The organism is Desulfamplus magnetovallimortis (assembly GCF_900170035.1).
GTDB lineage: Bacteria > Desulfobacterota > Desulfobacteria > Desulfobacterales > Desulfobacteraceae > Desulfamplus > Desulfamplus magnetovallimortis.
On sequence record NZ_LT828547.1, the window covers coordinates 72,441 to 91,168 of the forward strand.

Genomic DNA, 18,728 nt, shown 5'->3' on the forward strand with positions numbered 1-18,728 from the left:
TTACAATCTACTCATTAAGGGACTCTGCAAGTAATTGCCGTGCATTGTGCAACCTTGACCTTACAGTGCCTGTCTTGATATTCAGAGTTTGTGCAATCTCCTCATATGAGAGATGTTCAACTGTTTTTAAAACAAAAACTGTTCTCATTTTTTCCGGCATCAATGCAATGTTTTTCATGATTTTTTGCTCAAGTTGACGATCTATATATTTGGCTTCAGGTGTTTCATGTTCTCCGCTGTTTTCTGCATCAGGAAGAATCCCGCCATCTTCAGTTTCAATATCATGATGCTTCCATCTGAATCTTCGCAGCCACTTTCGTTTCCAGTTTAAAGAGAGGTTGACCGTAATTATTCTCATCCAGCTCATAAGGCTGGATTCGCCTCTGAAAGTGTGAATATTCTGATGAACCCTCATGAATACATCCTGAACAATTTCAAGGCTCTCTTCACGGTCTAAGGTAATACCACAGGCAATTGAAAGCAGACGGTGCTGATATCGTTTTACAAGGTGTTCAAATGCCAGGCGATTACCTTTTTTAAGTTCCTGTAAAAGCTGCTTTTCATCAAGTTTTACGTGTAGTGTTGTCACACCAAAAAATCCATATGAGTGTACTCTTTTGGGAGTCTTCTCCCCCTCTCCAAGCATAGATATGTGGTGGGGGGAGATGTTGTATATCAACAGTTTTCAAAAAGAAGATTTTACCTTCTGCTGATCCAAATTTTTCTTTCTTCCCAGTGTCCACCACGAACAATTACCATATCATATTGTCCCTTTACCCACCTTCCCCTTTTGTTGTAGTGACCAGGGTTCCATCTTTTGTCATAAACCGGTGGAATCCATATTTTTTCAATTTTCCAGTATCCGTCACAGGGTTTATGATGGTTATGATCTCTATGTTTTCTGTCTCTGTCCCACTTGTGATGATTGTTTCTGTCATGGTTATAATCTCTGCTGTGACTAATTTCACTTACTATTGCAGCACCTATTATGGCAGCTCCTGTTCCTATGATTACCCCTTTTAGAACATCGTCACCCCTTGATCTTCCTGCGTGGGCAGATGAAACAAACAGCGTCTGGGCAACCATTGCTGTAATTGTGATGATTATGATGGAAATACTCTTTTTCATGATAAACCTCCATTAAAATAAATTGATTTTTAATTGTGCAGTATAAAACAGTAACTTTTAAGGGTTGTAATTTCTGCTTTTAATAGTGCAGACACCATGAAAAAGAAAAAGTTCAAAAAAAATAAACTCAAAGGCGACACGTATGAGCTTTTGAGCCTTTCAACAGTGTCTGAATCAGGATGTCCAAGATTAACAGGATAAGTCAAGATTATCTATCTTGGACATCCTTTTTATCCTGGTTATCCTGATTCAGATAAATTCAGTAACGGCAAAAAAGCAATAATATGTCGATTTTTAGTTTGACCCAATACATCAACTCAAATACCCAGTGCATTTCATCCCAGTGCATTTCATAAAAGTTTAGAGCTTCCAAAAATCGGTTTTTTTAGGTTCATCATGTTTCATTTTATTTGTAGATCTCCATAATATACTGATATAAAAAGACTTTCATGTTTCGTTGTGACGCGTCAACAAACATGGATGTATATTAGTAAGCCTCCATAACATGCTGATATGTAAATATTTTTAACTATTATATTGTGGCCGGTATCCGCCATGTATGCTATAAAAATATATGACTTTAAATCAATGATATATCAACTTTTCTTTTTAAGAATATCAATATTGAAATTTACTGTTTTAATTTCATAAATATTTGTTTGATAATTGTCAGGCACTGTGTTATAGAAAACAGCTACAAGCTTGAAAATGTTCATAAAAAATGTAGTAAGGATGCCTCTTGATGGTATCTTTTATGGGTGTTTGCAGCTAACATAAAATTCTTTTATGAGCACAATATTTTCAGCCTGGTTCAAATGTCGGAAATCATCCCCCTGATAATTTTTAATTCTCAATGTCAATGCTCAGATACAATCTTTGAAAAACCTGACAAAAACTTGATTATGAGAATTTTTAAGTCGTACTTTGGGCATCTTTACTTACACCTCTCAAGGTACTTGATACTTTTCGGAACAATAGACCCAAAAAACTGTGTTGCCTATCTGGAAAGTGTAAAGTTAGAAATAAAAGATGCCGTATTTTGTTAAAATTAATAATAACTATTTTGGCATTCCCGACTTTTTTAGACATCAGCAGGATTTTAACTGTCAAAATCATTAAAATGGAGGAAAACGCATGACCGTAAAAATTCATTCCGCAGTAAAAGACTTAAAACAAGATTTTGAAAATGGAAAAATGGACAGACGGGAATTCATACGTCTTACAACACTTCTGGGATTGTCAGCCACTGCAGCGTGCAATCTTTCAGGTCTTGCATTTCCACGCAGCGCATCTGCATCAGAGATAAAAAGGGGTGGAAAAATTCGTATAGCAGCACCTGTTCACAAAGTTACGCATCCCTCACAGTTCTCCTGGATTTCTCCAAGCAATCAGCTCAGGCAGGTTGCAGAGTATCTTACGTATACCGACGAGAACAACATAACCCATCCATATCTTCTGGAGAGCTGGGAAGCAAGTGAAGACCTTAAAACATGGACTCTGAATGTAAGAAAAGGTGTAAAGTTTAATAACGGTGATGATTTTACGGCCGATGATGTTATTTTTACCTTTAATCAATGGCTTGACGACAGTGTCGGCTCTTCCATGAAGGGTATGATAGGCGGATATATAAGTGCAAATGATATTGAAAAAACATCTGACCATCAGGTGAAACTTCATCTGAAAGTTCCTGAGATTGCTGTCCCCGAACATATGTTCCATTATCCTGCCATTGTCATGAATCATCGTACATTTGAGGGTGATTTCATAAAGGCTCCCCACGGTACAGGCCCTTATGTTATAAAAGAGTTTGTGGAGGGAGAACGCTGTGTTTTGACCCGCAGAGATGATTACTGGAAAAAAGGTGCGGATGGAAATCCTCTGCCATATCTTGACACTGTTGAATTTGTGGATATGGGAACAGAAATGGCACCAATGATCTCTGCCATCCAGGGCGGTGAAATTGATATGATTGATTTTGGAGATCTTGGTGCCCCTGAAGCATATCAGGCCTTAAAATCAGATCCCCGTGTCAATGTTTATGCTGCCACCACAAATCAGACAAGGGTAATGAGAATGAGAGTGGATATGAAGCCCTGGTCAGATAACCGTGTTCGTCAGGCACTGAAGCTTTGCCAGCACAGGGAAAAAATCCTTGCCCTTGCATATTTTGGACAGGGAATGGAAGGCCAGGATATGCATGTAAGCCCCAAACATCCTGAATATTGCCCCATTGACACTCCGAAATATGATCCTGCAAAGGCCAAGCAGCTTCTTGCAGAAGCAGGCTATCCAAATGGACTGGATGTAAACCTTGCAGTTGGCAGCGGCTGGAAAGAGATCGTAAGATATGCCGAGATCGTCAAACAGGATGCACTTCCGGCAGGTTTCAGAATCAATATACAGACCATGCCAAATTCCCAGTACTGGGAAAAATGGACAGAGGTGGATCTTGGTATAACTACATGGGCACATCGCCCTGTGGGAACAATGGTTCTCAATCTTGGCTATGTTGCAGATGCAGAAGGGAAACCTGCTCCGTGGAACGAATCCCGCTGGGTGGACAAGGAGTTTTCAGAGCTTTTGACCCAGGCAAATGGTACTCTTGATGTGGAAAAACGCCGTGAAATTTTCTGCAAACTTGAAAAAATTCAGCAGGAGAGAGGCTCTATCGCCAATGCCTTCTGGATCAATGTCTGGACAATTGCTTCAAAGCGTGTTCAGAATGTTGTTTCCCATCCAAGCCTTTATATCAAGGCTGAAGACATGTGGGTGAATGCCTGATCTTTCCAGCTTTATCCTCCTTTTCCCCGGAAGAGAAAGGCCGGTCAAAACACGGCCTCTTTTCCGGTGGACTCGCCACAATTCTTGTAATCAGATAAATTAACCGTGTTCATTGTGGATAGCGAATAATGGATTTTTTTATGTATCTTTATAGGGCTTTAATAGATGCTAATCTTTCTCTTTGAGGATGGCTGCATGGCAGCCATGTTTGTGTAACCTTTTTTCGCAAATCCTTTTTTAATGGACATTTTCTGGGAAGGATATTTATGGCAAAATTTATATTAAGACGTTTTTTTCTTGTTCTCATCACAATGTTTCTTGTCTCACTTGCAGTCTTCATGATCGTTGAATCTTCCCCCGGCAATGTGGCCAAAAATGTTCTTGGTGCATTTATAACGCCGGAACAGGAAGCCTCATTTCTTGCCCAGCAGGGGCTTGACAAGCCTCTGTTTCAGCGCTACTGGTTCTGGCTTATGGGCAGCGACTGGGTAGGAGAGCGTAAAACCGGTTTTGATCTTGTCCAGATTGAAACAAAAAAAGGATTCCTTGAGTGGTGGGCAAGGGGTGATGACAATACCCTGATGAGATGGAGCCTTGAAGGAGAAGATCTTATTCTGCACACAAGACCCTTTAAAACACCTTCAGAGAGTGAATCAGAAAAAAGTTCATCCACTGTTTCAAGTACTTCATCAAAAAAATCTTCAGGGAACTCTTCAGTAACTTCTTCAAGCTCCACTTCAGCAAACTCTTCAATCTCAACTTCAGCAAGCTCTTCAATCTCAACCTCATCAAGCTCTTCAATTTCAACTTCTTCAAGCTCTGCGTCAGGAACCTCTTCACTTAACAATTCAAACACAAATTCTGACAACAATACCTCTAATAACTCTTCAGGCGCTTCATCAGCGAAAGATTCAGAGATTCAAATTGTCACCCAAAAAGATAATGGGCGCTGGCAAGCTTCGGAAGATGGAACTTCCTTTTTCTGGGGAGTGGATCGCAGCAACCATGTTGTTATGTGGAAAAAAGGTGCTGCTACAGAAGTCTGGACATTTGTTGCAGGTTCCGGCTGGATGAAAAGCAGCGGCGGTCCCCAAAGCTATATTCCCCTTAAAAAAGGCTTCTTAAGGGGAGATTTCGGAGAGTCCTTAAGAACCGGAAGACCTGTGGGAAAAAGCCTTTTTATACGACTGAGAAATTCAATGGTGCTTGCAGGCATAGCTTTTGTAATTGTCATGCCCCTTGCTCTGCTTCTTGGCATGATTGCCGGCATCAAGGAAGGATCTTTTAAAGATAGGTTCCTCTCCATTGCCGGCATGATATTTTCCGTAATTCCTGAATTTGCAACCGGTATTTTTCTCATTCTCATCATGTCCCACTGGCTTGAGCTTGTTCCAGGGGCTGCGGTGTTTGGAGAAAAGGCTCCTTGGGAAAGACCTGATATGCTTGTTCTGCCTGTTCTTACCCTTACTCTGATTGAGCTTGGGTATGTGCTTCGGATTACAAGAGCCAGCATGGCTGAGGTTATGCGCTCTCCCTATATCAGAACAGCATTTCTTAAGGGAATTCCCTTCTGGAATGTGATTTTGAAACATGCAGCCAAGAACGCTCTGATTGCACCCATTACAGTTATAATGCTCCATGTCAATTGGCTTATGGGCGGTATTGTTATTGTGGAGGTGGTGTTCGGGTATCCGGGCCTTGGTCAGTATCTGCTTGATTCAGCACTCTATAAGGATGTAAACGCCATAGAAGCAGGCACCATGATCATGGTGCTCATTGCAGTGGGAACCCAGTTGCTTGCCGATATTCTTTATACGTTCCTGAACCCGAGAATAAGGTATTCATGATGGAGAGGCATATGGAAAAAAACAGTAGATCAACTAAGGAATCTGTTGCAGAAAAAACTATTAATCCTGATGAAATAATCAATTCAGACGAAATAATTAATTCAGATGAAACAACTAATTCAGATAAAGCAACTAATTCAGGTGAGGAAATGGATGTTGAGCAATCTGCTGCCTGTGATAAAGAAACTGCTTCTGAAGAAAGCGAAACAGCTTTAGAAGAAGCAGGTCAGAACATTGCAATGCAGAGAAGCAAAATCGCCAGGTTAAAAGATGCATTCATGATTCTTCGCTCATCGGGCACAGCCATGACAGGGCTTGTTATTGTCCTTTTCTGGGTATTTGTTGCCCTGATGGCACCTTATATTACCGCATACGGACCAATGGAACAGGACTGGAAAGCTCCAAACCAGGGCCCATCCATGGAACATCCCCTTGGAACAGATGAACTTGGGCGTGATCTCTGGTCAAGGCTTGCCCATGGTGCAAGGATCGTGCTTATTGTCCTGCCTGTTAACGAGAAGGTCTGGATTCCAGGAGGAACGGCAATATGGGGCGTTTTTGCATCCCTTTTTTGTGGAGCCTGTCTTGGATTGATAAGTGGCTATAAAGGGGGATGGACAGACGAAATAATAATGCGCCTTCTGGATGCCATGATGTCCATTCCTGTTATTCTGCTATATCTTATAATTGTGGCAGCTCTTGGAGCTTCTGCCGTAAATGTTGTTATTGCCATTGCCATTGTGGGAACTCCTGGAGTTGCCCGTCTTGTGAGAAGTCTTACCCTTGATATACGTACCCGTGATTATGTAAGAGCTTCTGAAACCCGTGGAGAGACACTTTTTTATATTCTTTTCATGGAGATTCTTCCAAATGCCAAAGGCCCCATTATAATTGATTCCATGCTCAGGGTGGGGTATGCCATCTTTGCCATGGGCACCCTTGGCTTTCTGGGTCTTGGGATGCCGCCACCGTCACCTGACTGGGGCAGCATGGTGGCCAAGGGAAGAGAGTTTATTCTGGTGGGAAACCCATGGGCATCCCTGTGGCCATCCCTTGCCATTGCCTCTCTTGTTGTTGGGTTGAACCTTCTGGCAGATGGTCTGCGTGAAGAGTCAATGCGCTATCAGTAAAACTTCGGTGGGAAAAGGAAGATATCTATGATGAAAGATTCAGGCGGAATACCGGTACTTGAGGTTAAGGATCTTGCAATATCTTACAAAACAAGAAAGGGATCTGTTCCTGCTGTAAGAGGGGTAAATTTTTCAGTTGGCCAGGGTGAGACAGTGGGACTTGTGGGAGAGTCAGGATGTGGCAAAAGTACCATTGCCTTTGGCATCCTTGATTTTCTCGGAACCAACGGCTATGTGGCAGGAGGCAGTATCAAGTTCATGGGGCAGGAGCTTGTGGGAAAACCAAGGGAGGAGCTGCGAAAGATAAGGGGTAATAATATCTCAATGGTCTATCAGGATCCAATGCAGGCGCTTAACCCTTCTCTTACAATTGGGACCCAGCTTGCAGAGGTGCTGACAACCCACCACAAGGAGATACACCGTGAAGATGCATGGGATAGAAGCATTGCAATGCTGGAGAGGGTCTATATGCCGGATGCCATGAATGTCATGGAGAGATATCCACATATGATTTCCGGAGGCCAGCAGCAGAGGGTTGTAATTGCAATGGGAATGCTTAATAACCCATCTCTTCTTATCATGGATGAGCCAACCACTGCCCTTGATGTAACAGTTGAAGCTGCTGTTCTTGATCTTGTTGATGATCTTAAAAAGGATTTTAATACCGGCATTATCTTTATTACACATAACCTTGGTGTTGTAGCAAGGGTTAGCGACCATCTCTGTGTTATGTATGCAGGTGAGATGGTTGAACGTGCATCCATCCAGACCATTTTTGACAACCCGGCACATCCCTACACAAGGGGGCTTCTTTCATGCATTCCCCGCTTAACCGATGATCTATCTTACAGCAGGCTCTGGTCAATAAGGGGCAGGGTTCCACATCCCTCGGAAAGGGATGCTGTGCGATGTGTTTTCTCTCCACGCTGCGACTGGATGGAAAAGCATAAAATGCACGATAAATGTACCAAAATGCACCCTGAGCTTGTGGATGTAGGAGAATTTCACCAGTCCCGCTGTTTCATGGGGGCAACAACACTTGAATACAGCATGACAGATTATGCAAGGGGTAATAGAAAGATACTTGAAGATGCAGCAGACGAGGCTGACAAGTCAGAAGCTGCATCATCAGATTCAGCTTCTGAAATTGATACTGATGCCACAGGTGCTGATAACTCATCCTCAGACTCTAATATTGCAAAGGTAAAGAGCCTTAAGGTATATTATGAACAGAAAGCAGGTACCCTTAAAGGCCTTTTTGGTATGGAAGAGAAGCAATATGTCAAAGCTGTTGATGATGTCTCCCTTAATGTGCCTAAGGGGGCTGTCCTTGGGGTTGTGGGGGAGTCAGGTTGCGGCAAAAGCTCACTTGTAAAGGGCCTTGTTGGCCTTGAAAAGATCTCCGGAGGTGATGCTGAACTCATGGGGTTTGACATCACTTTGCCCGTTGCCAAAAGAAGCGAACGATTGATCCGTGAGCTTCAGATGGTATTTCAGAATCCCGACTCAACCCTGAACCCGTCCTTTACTGTGGGGCAGCAGATTGCACGCCCAATAAAGCGCTTTAAGACAGTTCCAGACAGGGATATTCCGGCAGAGGTTGAACGTCTTCTTCGGGCAGTAAAACTTGATACATATTACTACAGCCGATATCCACGTCAGCTTTCAGGTGGCGAGAAACAGCGTGTGGGAATTGCAAGGGCACTTGCAAGCCAGCCCAGTATGGTTATCTGTGATGAGCCGGTCTCTGCCCTTGATGTATCGGTACAGGCAGCAGTTTTAAATCTTTTAAACGAGATCAAGGATGAGCTGGGCACAACACTTATCTTTATAGCCCATGATCTGAGTGTGGTAAGATTTATTTCTGATTTCATTGCAGTTATGTATCTTGGGCAGATTGTTGAGTTTGGATCAGTAAGACGCATATATCCTCCGCCTTATCATCCTTATACAGAAGCCCTTTTATCTGCTGTCCCGGTTCCTGATCCTGTGGCATCAAGACGAAAGTTCATAAGGCTTTCAGGGGATGTGCCAAGTGCCATGAATCCGCCATCAGGATGTCGATTCCATACAAGGTGCCCAAGGCGCAGTATGCTGCCGGATAACGGTAAAATCTGTGAAGAGCAGGCACCACCATGGCAGAAGGGAGTGGGAACACACCGTATAATGTGCCATATCCCCATTGATGAACTGGGCAGGATGGAGGCTGTGCTGCCTTTGGGGAAGGGCTATGATATTTAGAAATACCCACGAAATAAGATACCCTGTTAGAATTAACAAGACTCCCAGCTAATTATCTGGAATACTAAAAAAATATTGGAGTGCAAAGATATGATAGCGACAATTCCAAATATAAAAGGCAGTGATTTATCTCCTGATCTGCTCCGCCAAGTTAACATAAATCCTGAGCAGATCATCAGTATAACTATCCAAACCGAAACAGAAGATGTTTTGAAGGCTTCGCAAGACAAAAGAGGGAAACGACGTTTCAATTTTCTCCATACTCCAAAGGTGCCAAACATAAATGGGGCAACCGATATTGCCAAGAACCATGATAAATATCTTTATGATGTAACCCCTAATGAAAAAAACTAATTGTTTTATCGACACAGGCGCCTATTTTCCCAAGATTAACAAAGATAAGGCAGGATTATATATCCTGAACATTCCATCCATCCTGGTTATCCTGATTCAGACAAATGCAATCACTTTTGAAAAAGCAATAAGATGTCGATTTTGAGTTAGAAGGATTTAGTGAGGTTCACATGATTAAACGGGCATGATTGATACGCAATCATGTCAGTTTAATCATGAAAATCATGGTTTAAACAAGTGTAAACTGATAAATGAAATATGTCTAAAGAGTTATACCCGAAAACATCATAAAAGCCATTGCCATAAGCCCTCCAACAATCATTGTTATGCCAAAGCCGTTAAGTCCATCAGGAACATCTGCATAGCGCATCTTTTTTTTTATGGTTGCCATGGACACAATGGCAAGCATCCATCCTGTGCCGGAACCGGCTCCAAAAACAATTGATTCCATAAGTGTATATTCTCTTTCCACCATGAAAAGTGCTGTTCCAAGAATTGCGCAGTTGACAGCAATCAGGGGAAGAAATACACCAAGAGCTGCATAAAGCACAGGAGAGTACTTATCTATTATCATCTCCACTGCCTGAACAATGGCTGCAATAACAGCTATAAAGGTGATGTATTTCAGAAAGCTTAAATCAATATCAGGAAGACCTACCCATGACAGTGCCCCGGGAGCAAGCATATAGTAGTAGATGAACCAGTTTACAGGAGATGTGATGGTCAGGACAAATATCACGGCACATCCAAGACCAAAAGAGGTATTGATGTTGTTGGAGACTGCAATAAAGGAGCACATTCCCAGAAAATAGGATAAAAGAATGTTTCCAATGAATACTGAATTTACAAAAAGGGATATAAGATCTGTCATGTCTTTTTCCAGTCTGTTAAAAAATGCAAGGAATTTCGGGGCATCCTTGATTTGCCGGTTTACACTTTTTGGATTGAAATTCCCGAAAAACGCCCATTATATTCCTTAAAGTGTAAGATGATGAATGAAATATGTCAAAAGATAGGCATGCTTCATTTCCCATTTTACACTTTCCGGAGATAAAACTCTGAGTAGCGGGAATCTCTCACAAAAAAGTGTAAAGTACCTTTGGATTCATATTAAGGATGCCAAAAGATATCAATTTTTCAGGTCAGATGCGGTTATGGCTCTGTTTCTCCCTTGCATTTTGGCGTTATAAAGAGAAATATCAGCAGAATTAAGCCCATCCTGTACCTGTTGTCCAGGCTGTGGAATGGTGTGGATTGCACCAAAACTGAGTGTAACATGAGAACTGACATCAGATTTTTTGTGAAGAATTTTCAGTTCCCGAATATTTTTCTGGATCTTCTTTATAATATGGCGCACTCCTTCGGCACCGGTCTCAGGCAATACCAGTACAAATTCTTCTCCACCATAGCGGGCCACAACATCGCCTGGACGATTGGCAGAGCTGACTATGGAATTGGCAATCCGACGGAGGCATTCATCACCTGCCAGGTGGCCGTAATAATCATTGTACTGTTTAAAATAGTCTATATCACACATTATCAGGGAGATTGGCGTCTGCATGCGCATATGTCTTTTCCACTCTTTTTCAAGGGTATCGTCAAGATATCGCCGATTGAAAACCTGTGTAAGTCCATCAATACTGGATATTTTCTTAAGACTTTTATTTGCTTTTTGTAGTTTCTCATTCAGGTTGACCAGTTCGGAGGTTCGTTGTGATACCATTGTCTCAAGTTCATTATAGAACCCTGCATTTTCTATTGATATGGCGATCTGTGTGGATAACAGTTCCAGTACCTGAAGATGTTTCCTGGTAAAAGCGTCTTCGAGAAGATTATTTTCCAGATACAAAATTCCCTTAAGGCGTCCTGAGTTCATCAATGGAAGGGTAAGAGCCGAATTTATGATCTTCTGTCTGAAATATGAGTCTGCGGTAAAATCCCCGGATTTTGAGGCAGCACCGAGAAGTATGCTTTCCCGTTTTCTGGCGCAGTAATTTATGAGACTGAGAGGAAAAGAGTCATTTTGAGTTGCATCGGCTGTTGCTTGCGGAATCGACACCTCAGCCCAGTCCAGACGGGCTTCGGCCTTGATAACCCAGCGGTCGTCGATTTCAGAGAGAAAAAGTGAACGGCTGGCACCGGCATTTTCCATAACAACTCTCATCATCTTTCCAAGTAGTCTGTTAAGATTTATTTCACTTGCCAGGGTCTGGGATGCCTGAACAATGGAGATCATATCAAAAGATACAACATCGCTGTTTCTATTAAGAGTGTTTAAAAAAGTTGCCTCAGTCAGAGGGAAATTGTATCGGTCAGAGGCGGAGCCCGAGGGTAAATCCAGCATCAGGTCGGCATATCTATTTTCAATATGTTTCACTTTGGCGAAAGCCCCCCATTTTTCATAGGCAAAGCGTGCGTCATTAATATGATATGACGCAGATAAATTCATTTTCTGCTCAAAGAGGAACTCTGCACAGCGCTCATGTGCCAGAGCTTCATTATTTATATAACCTGCATGTTGAGCTTCTGCAATGGCAAGATCGTAATATCTGAGAGCATCCCAGTTGCGGGATTCTGCTCGTGCTCGCTCCGCTTCAACAAGTAAATATTTATGTTTGAAATTGACGGGGCTGTTATCTGCCCAGACTTTCATTTTGTTCTGATACTCTGCAACTGCATCCAGTACCTGATTTAGCCTCTCCTTGTCGAATTTTTCTCGACAGGCAAGTAGGGTTAAAGATGCATAAAAAATCATTTCAGGTACTTTTGCCTGCCCTTGAGCAATTGATGAGACAAAATCAACCTTGTCAATCATCTCCAAAGCGTCATCTATGTAGCCAAACCAGTAAAGGCTGCGAAGTTTTGCGACATAGTAATAAGAGAGCGCCAGGGGATTTTTTTTGTATTTTTTTAGAAAAGTCTCTTCAGTAAAATTATCATCATCAAATGTTTTATCACTTTTAGTTAGCCCTGACAACTGAAGCAGAGGGTTCAGACAAGCCGGTCTGACAAACTCATCAAGAACCACTGGTGCGTTATTTTGCAAAAATGGCAGATAACGTTTGGCTTCAATCAAGAGCTGCTGACAGTTCTGCCCCCATATTGTCGGGTCTGAAATCATGAATTCTGCGCAATACCCGGCATATGTCCAGTCTCCGTTTTCAACCAGAAGAGGAAAGGAGTTCAAACTGTAATCATGGGATGATGCCAGAGGTGCTCTCCAGTGGTTTATGAAGACAGAAAAGAGCAAATAGACCTTGCCGCGCATAAGAAGATCATCAAATTGTTCCGCAAGTTTGATGGCAGTTTTTCCAAAGCGATGTCCGGTTTCATATTGACCCAGTAACGCTATGCAGACAAAGGCATAATTCATGTAGGCATAGGATGTGAGATGATTGTTGCCATATTGGAGAGAAATGGCGGTCATTTTACAGGATGACCAGGCAACAAGTTCGAGACGGGAATCAAGGTAGGCGCTGGTCCACAATTCCATGAGAATATCCATAATGGACGCATGGTGCGCAGAAGTCATCTTTGGGGCATGTTTCAGGCTTTCAATGCTTCGGGAGCCAAGCAGTTTTGAAACCGTTTCCAGTTCGGTTTGCAGCAAAGATGAGATATCCGCCTCTCTGATATCCACGTCAAGAAGGGAAAGTGCCTCTTTTTGAATATCTACAGCACCTGCATAATCTCCCTCCAGATGAGAATGCAACATGCGGATCATGTGAACTGAGACACTATCTTTCCTTGAAGTTGCGTTTTTCAGCAAAGTTTGAAAAACATTTTCAATGTTGCCTGTTTCACCAGCGTAATGGAGACAAAGAGCCAACTCACAGTGGATGGAAAAGGTCACCTTGTAATAGTCCTGCCAGCTTTCCTCCGGCAGGAGCGTAACTGCTGTTTGGAGATAGCGGATTGCAGATGCATATGCTGTGGCTTTTTTAGCCAATTCACCTGCATCCCTGTTGAGTGTTGCAAGGGTTATCCGTTCATTTTGGTCTGTAATCAGGGCAATTGCCGAGTTCAGGTTATTAACAACGTCAAAAATTTTTTCTGCTCCAGATCTGCTTTCATAATTTTTGAGAAGTCGTCTTCCGATACGGTAATGAATCTCTTCAGGGTTCTGAATCAATGTATAACATGCCTGCTGGATTCGATCGTGGGAAAATCGAAAGCTTGCCATATCATGTGGAATAATCAACCCTTCAGCAATGGCCTCACTCAAATCTTCAACAATCTTTTTTTCTTCAACTTGTGAAATAACACTGAGTGTTTCGACATTGAATGCATTACCTGTACAAGCTGCAAATTGGAGAATTGACCGGGTTTCTGGTGACAATGTTTTGATTTTGGCTTCCATAAGTTGCACAACATCTTCTGGAAGCTTCCGGCGATGAATTTTTTCAATGTCCCATTTCCAGCGTGCGGTTCCTGAATCAAAAAAAATGAGCTCTTCAGAGTAAAGTGTTTTTAGAAACTGTGTTACAAAGAAAGGGTTTCCAAGTGTTTTAGTGAAGATGAGTCCAGCCAGGGCTTCAACATCCTGGGAGGTTGTGTGCAGTGAATCCCTGCACATTGCCACTACATCTGCCCACTCAAGATTTCCAACCTTGATTGAGTCAGTGTATATGGCTTTTTTGTTTAATGATTCCAGTAGTAAAATGAGTGGATGGGAAGAAGATATCTCATTGTCTCTGTATGAGCCAATCAAAAAGAGGCTTGATTGCATGGCGTCTGTCAGAAGGGTAGAAAGCAGGTTAAGGGAGCCAGGGTCTGCCCATTGAAGGTCGTCAATGAAAATAACGAGGGGTGAGTCCTCCGTGGCTGCTGAACGGAAAAAATTCCGACAGGTATAATTGAATCGATTTTGCGCTTCAAGTCCTGACAATTCCGGCACATCCGGTTGAGGCCCGATGATAAGTTCCAGAGAGGGAAGCATCTCTATCATTAATTGTCCGGTTTTTCCCAAAGATTCCTTTAGTGACAGGGATATGGAGTCAAGTCGATCCCTGCTTTCGGAAAGCCACAGATTGACCAGTCTGGAAAGTGCCTGTTTAAAGGCATAATAGGGTATGGTGCGTTGATTCTGGTTAAACTTACCTTCTACAAAATAGCCTCTGTTTTGCGTAACGGGTTTCTGTATCTCCTTGACAAGGGATGTTTTGCCAGTGCCGGAATAGCCTGAAACAAGAAGAATGTTGGAGTGATTATTTCTCTTTGAAATAAATTTATTGAATGTGTCGTATAGGAGTGTGCGTTCTTTTTCACGTCCGTAAAGTTTCTGGGGAAGGAAAAAGATGTTGAAGATATCATTACGACCGATTTTAAAAGAAGTAATAGTTCCTTTTTTAATAAGTAATTCACGGCAGGTTTCAAGATCGGATTTCAGCCCGATTGCATTTTGATACCGTTGTTCAGCCGTTTTTTTCATCAGTTTTGACACTATTTCCGAAAGAACTGGCGGGATATCCGGTTTTATTTCAGATATCATCGCTGGCGGAGTTGTCATGTGGGCATATAGCATTTCAAGTGGATTGGTCGCTTTAAATGGGAGACGGCCTGACAGAAGCTCGTACATGGTCACACCGAGAGAGTAGAGATCCGTGCGGTAATCAATCTGGCGATTCATCCGGCCACTCTGTTCAGGGGAGATGTACGCCAAAGTCCCTTCAAGGGTGGAGGATTGACTCAATCCTAAGTTGGTTGGCGATAAAAGCGATGCAATGCTAAAGTCAATCAACTTGCAGACGCCTGTTTTCGGATTATATACGATATTGGAAGGAGTTATATCTTTATGAATTATCCTTTTTTCATGAATTCGACAGAGGGTATCTGCCACAGATATGAAAATGTTCAATAGTTCCAACAATTGAAATTGATGTTGTCCTGCAAGGATTCTCAGTGAATCTCCATCAAAATCTTCGGTAATAAGAATCAGGTTGCTGCCTTGTGCCTTTAATTCATAAGCACCTATCACAGATTCGATGTCAAGAGAGGAAAGATGGCGATATTCATTTCGGTAGCGGGTCAGATCCTTGATATCCGGCCGTTCTTTTCTCAGTTTCTTTAGAACAACGTGTTTGCCATCCTTAACACGTTTCCCACGAAAAACTATAGATGTGGCACTTTCGTAGATTTTTTTTTCCTGAATGTAGTCATTGTTTTCATTCATTATCGTGTATTTCCTGAAATGGGCATGTTATCTACACAGCACTACTGCTTCTTCAAGTTTAAAATGTCGGGGCTTTTTGAGGCAACTTAAGGGGTTTTGAGAGTTTTTACCCGACAATCAACCTTGAAGAAGAAGACTATTGGCCGGTTTTCTCCTCATGGGAAGCACCAGGAAGGCTGTTTTTAAGCCAGACCAGAAGCCCGATTACAAAAAATGCACCAGGGGCAAGAACCATCAAACCCATGTTGCTGTAACCTGCATCAGTGAGCCACTGGGGAATTACAGGGATACCGATTATTTTGCCTGAGCCAAGAAGTTCTCTTATAAACGCCACAATGACAAGAATCAGGCCATAGCCTGCTCCGTTTCCAAGGCCATCCATAAGGGAGGGCAGGGGAGGGTTTGCAAGAGCAAAGGCTTCAGCCCGTCCAAGTACAATGCAGTTGGTTATGATAAGGCCCACAAAAACCGAAAGCTGTTTGCTTATATCATAGAAAAAAGCTTTTAATATCTGATCTGTTACAATAACAAGGGAGGCTATAACTGTAAGTTCCACAATGATTCTTATGGTTGAGGGGATTTTACTTCTCATTATGGATATGATTAAGTTTGAGATGCCTGTTATAAGGGTCAATGCAATGCCCATGACAAGGGCTGTGTGCATCTGGACAGTTACGGCAAGTGCAGAGCAGATTCCAAGTACCTGATAGGCCACAGGGTTCTCTTTCCATATTCCCTTTGTAAAGGTTTGCCATAGTTCTGATTTTGCAGAAGTCATTGCTGTTTATCCTTAAAAGCTGTTCTGTCGGAATTTTACCGATACTGTTTCGTAGCGCTCAAGATTTTCACGAAGTCCCTCGGATAGATACTTGCCGGTGAGGGTTGCTCCGCTAATTCCATCTACATAATGTTCCTTTTTTTCGGCTGGCAGATCATCTGAATCTCCTTTTGCAATTGTCACGGATACAAAATCTCCGGAATCATTGATGATCTTTTTTCCAATAAAGTTATTGCCAAACCAGTTTTTTTCAATCTCTCCGCCAAGACCGGGAGTTTCCGAGTGGCTGTAAACCGTAAAACCGGCAATGGTCATGCCATCGTTTTTCACTGCAAGATAGCCCTTGATTTTCCCCCAGAGTCCCCGAGATTCAATAGGTATTATATATGCCATGATTTTACTGGTGCCGGGCTTTTTATAAAGATAGAGAGATAGCTTTTCTTCCACTACCTCTTCAATGTTTTTCTGATAAATTGCCTTGATTTTATCTTTTGACATATTTGCATCGGACTTTAAGATGGCAGCAGCTTTGAGTATATTTTTCTGGCGGTCGATTTCCATGTTTTCAAGCTGCAATGGTTTAAGTCCAACAGATGCACCTGTCAGAAGGATTGAACATACAAGGCAGAGAATAGCTGCAAATTTTAATGCATAAATTCGTTTTTCTATAGCTTGTTGTCCTTTATTAGCAGCTTTGGTATTAGCTGCATCGGTATCATCAGCTTCGGTATTAACAGCTTTGGTACTAACAGTGACTTCACCATTAAGAGCAGTTGCTCTATTGTCTGTCAATTCAGTTTTATCAGCAGTTTCTTTTTTATCAGCCATTGGGGATCCTTTTTGCCACAGCAATTTTTATGGTGATGTGGTCAAGCAATGGAGAGAAAACGTTCATGAAAAGTATGGAAAGCATCACGCCTTCAACATAAGCAGGATTTACAGCTCGGATAAGAACTGTGAAAAAACCTATAAGAAAACCGTATATCCAGCGTCCTGCATCTGTACCAGGAGCTGAAACAGGATCTGTTGCCATGTAAGAAATACCAAGGGCAAAGCCGCCGGAAAAGAGATGATAAAGAGGCCCTGCAGAAAACCATGTCCCCTGGGGGCCTGGAAGGAGCTTGAAGATCATTGATGTAATAACAACTCCTGCAATGCCGCCGATGATTATCCTGTAGCTTGCAATGCGTATAACCATCAGGAAAATTGCCCCTGCAAAGCAGAGAAGTGCGGAGGTCTCTCCTATACTTCCCGGGTGAAGTCCTGTCAGCAAGGTTTTAAGGTCAAATCCTGCCTGATGCAACGTGGCTTCAATATATCCGGTGCTGCCACCAAGGGAAAGTGGCGTTGCTCCACTTAAAGCATCAACAAGCACCTGATCAATCTGATTTTTGACAATCGGTATGGCCTGTGAAATTCCGGTGATTCCATTCTGTATTGAAGCACCTGCTTCTGTTATTTTTTCAGGGATCACACGCCACACAGCATTGCCTGACATGCTTGCAGGGTAGGAAAAAAAGATAAACGCCCTTGCAGTAAGTGCAGGGTTTAAAAGATTTCGTCCTGTTCCTCCAAACACCTCTTTTCCAATGACAATTCCAAAGCTCATACCAACTGCCACCTGCCAGAGGGGGATGGTTGGCGGAAGTGTCAATGGAAAGAGAAGACCTGTTACCAGAAGCCCCTCTGTCACCTCATGTCCCCTGATTGTGGCAAAGAGGATCTCCCAGAAAAAACCAACTGTATATGAGACAATGATAATCGGTACCACATGGAGGGCACCAGTTGTGAATGTCTTGAAGAAACCGATCTGTTCAGGCAAAGATGCAGCAAGATAGTATTGATATCCCGCATTATACATGCCGAAAAGGGTTACAGGCAGAAGTGCAAGAATAACAAAGCTCATGAATCTTTTGAGATCCAGATGATCCCTTATGTGCGGTGCGCATCTGTTTACCGGAGATGGCAGAAAGAAAAAGGTTCTGGTTGCCTGATATATGCCAAAAAAACGGCTCATACTGCCACCGGGTTTAAAATAGGGGTCGATTTTTTCAAACAGGTATTTTAATTGTTTCATGGCTTTTCACTAAATGTGGTTAAGGAATTGATTTTTAATAACTTGCCCATTCATCTCACCCCCAGCCACCTCTTACAGGCTTGCCATGGGGAGCTTGGGAAAGTTAATTAAACCCAATTACTAAGGAATTGATTTTTAATAACTTCTCCATTCACCTTGCCCCCAGCCAAATTTTACAGACTTGCGAGGGGAAGTTTTGGAAAGTTAATTAAACCCAATT

At 42.4% G+C, this 18,728-nt stretch carries 12 protein-coding genes; 5 read left to right on the forward strand and 7 right to left on the reverse strand.

Annotation, left to right across the window (positions count from 1 at the left end):
* Window positions 1–7: 7 nt before the first annotated feature.
* The gene (locus tag MTBBW1_RS14390; RefSeq protein ID WP_245809393.1) at window positions 8–589 is read right to left on the reverse strand and encodes an RNA polymerase sigma factor; all 582 of its coding nucleotides are present in this window, start codon (window positions 587–589) and stop codon (window positions 8–10) included.
* A gap of 110 nt (window positions 590–699) precedes the next feature.
* Window positions 700–1,128, reverse strand: coding sequence for a hypothetical protein (locus tag MTBBW1_RS14395; RefSeq protein WP_080804467.1), 429 nt, complete (start codon window positions 1,126–1,128; stop codon window positions 700–702).
* Between the two features lie 1,134 nt (window positions 1,129–2,262).
* On the opposite strand from MTBBW1_RS14395, the gene MTBBW1_RS14400 reads away from it, so the two are divergent.
* The 5 genes from MTBBW1_RS14400 (at window position 2,263) to MTBBW1_RS14420 (ending at window position 9,481) form a co-directional block, all read left to right on the forward strand.
* Window positions 2,263–3,909, forward strand: a complete 1,647-nt coding sequence (locus tag MTBBW1_RS14400; RefSeq protein ID WP_080804468.1) for an ABC transporter substrate-binding protein — start codon at window positions 2,263–2,265, stop codon at window positions 3,907–3,909.
* Between the two features lie 266 nt (window positions 3,910–4,175).
* Window positions 4,176–5,756 (forward strand): ABC transporter permease subunit, encoded by a 1,581-nt coding sequence (locus MTBBW1_RS14405; RefSeq protein ID WP_245809394.1) that lies wholly within the window; start codon window positions 4,176–4,178, stop codon window positions 5,754–5,756.
* A gap of 11 nt (window positions 5,757–5,767) precedes the next feature.
* Complete coding sequence (locus tag MTBBW1_RS14410) at window positions 5,768–6,886, forward strand: ABC transporter permease (RefSeq protein WP_245809395.1); 1,119 nt, start codon at window positions 5,768–5,770, stop codon at window positions 6,884–6,886.
* Between the two features lie 27 nt (window positions 6,887–6,913).
* Window positions 6,914–9,127 (forward strand): dipeptide ABC transporter ATP-binding protein, encoded by a 2,214-nt coding sequence (locus tag MTBBW1_RS14415; protein ID WP_245809396.1) that lies wholly within the window; start codon window positions 6,914–6,916, stop codon window positions 9,125–9,127.
* Window positions 9,128–9,217: 90 nt separating this feature from the next.
* Window positions 9,218–9,481, forward strand: a complete 264-nt coding sequence (locus MTBBW1_RS14420) for a hypothetical protein (protein WP_080804469.1) — start codon at window positions 9,218–9,220, stop codon at window positions 9,479–9,481.
* A gap of 262 nt (window positions 9,482–9,743) precedes the next feature.
* On the opposite strand, the gene nqrE is transcribed toward MTBBW1_RS14420, so the two are convergent.
* From nqrE to MTBBW1_RS14445, 5 genes are all read right to left on the reverse strand, one after another.
* Window positions 9,744–10,352: an NADH:ubiquinone reductase (Na(+)-transporting) subunit E gene (gene nqrE / locus MTBBW1_RS14425; RefSeq protein WP_080804470.1), complete on the reverse strand. Its 609-nt coding sequence runs from the start codon at window positions 10,350–10,352 to the stop codon at window positions 9,744–9,746.
* Window positions 10,353–10,610: 258 nt separating this feature from the next.
* Entirely contained in the window at window positions 10,611–15,653 is a 5,043-nt protein-coding gene (locus MTBBW1_RS14430; RefSeq protein WP_080804471.1) for a diguanylate cyclase domain-containing protein, read from the reverse strand.
* Window positions 15,654–15,789: 136 nt separating this feature from the next.
* Window positions 15,790–16,431, reverse strand: coding sequence for an NADH:ubiquinone reductase (Na(+)-transporting) subunit D (locus MTBBW1_RS14435; protein WP_080804472.1), 642 nt, complete (start codon window positions 16,429–16,431; stop codon window positions 15,790–15,792).
* Between the two features lie 12 nt (window positions 16,432–16,443).
* Complete coding sequence (locus tag MTBBW1_RS14440) at window positions 16,444–17,259, reverse strand: FMN-binding protein (protein ID WP_080804473.1); 816 nt, start codon at window positions 17,257–17,259, stop codon at window positions 16,444–16,446.
* Window positions 17,252–18,508: an NADH:ubiquinone reductase (Na(+)-transporting) subunit B gene (locus MTBBW1_RS14445; RefSeq protein WP_080804474.1), complete on the reverse strand. Its 1,257-nt coding sequence runs from the start codon at window positions 18,506–18,508 to the stop codon at window positions 17,252–17,254. Before MTBBW1_RS14445 ends, MTBBW1_RS14440 begins: the two co-directional genes overlap by 8 nt.
* Window positions 18,509–18,728 lie beyond the last annotated feature (220 nt).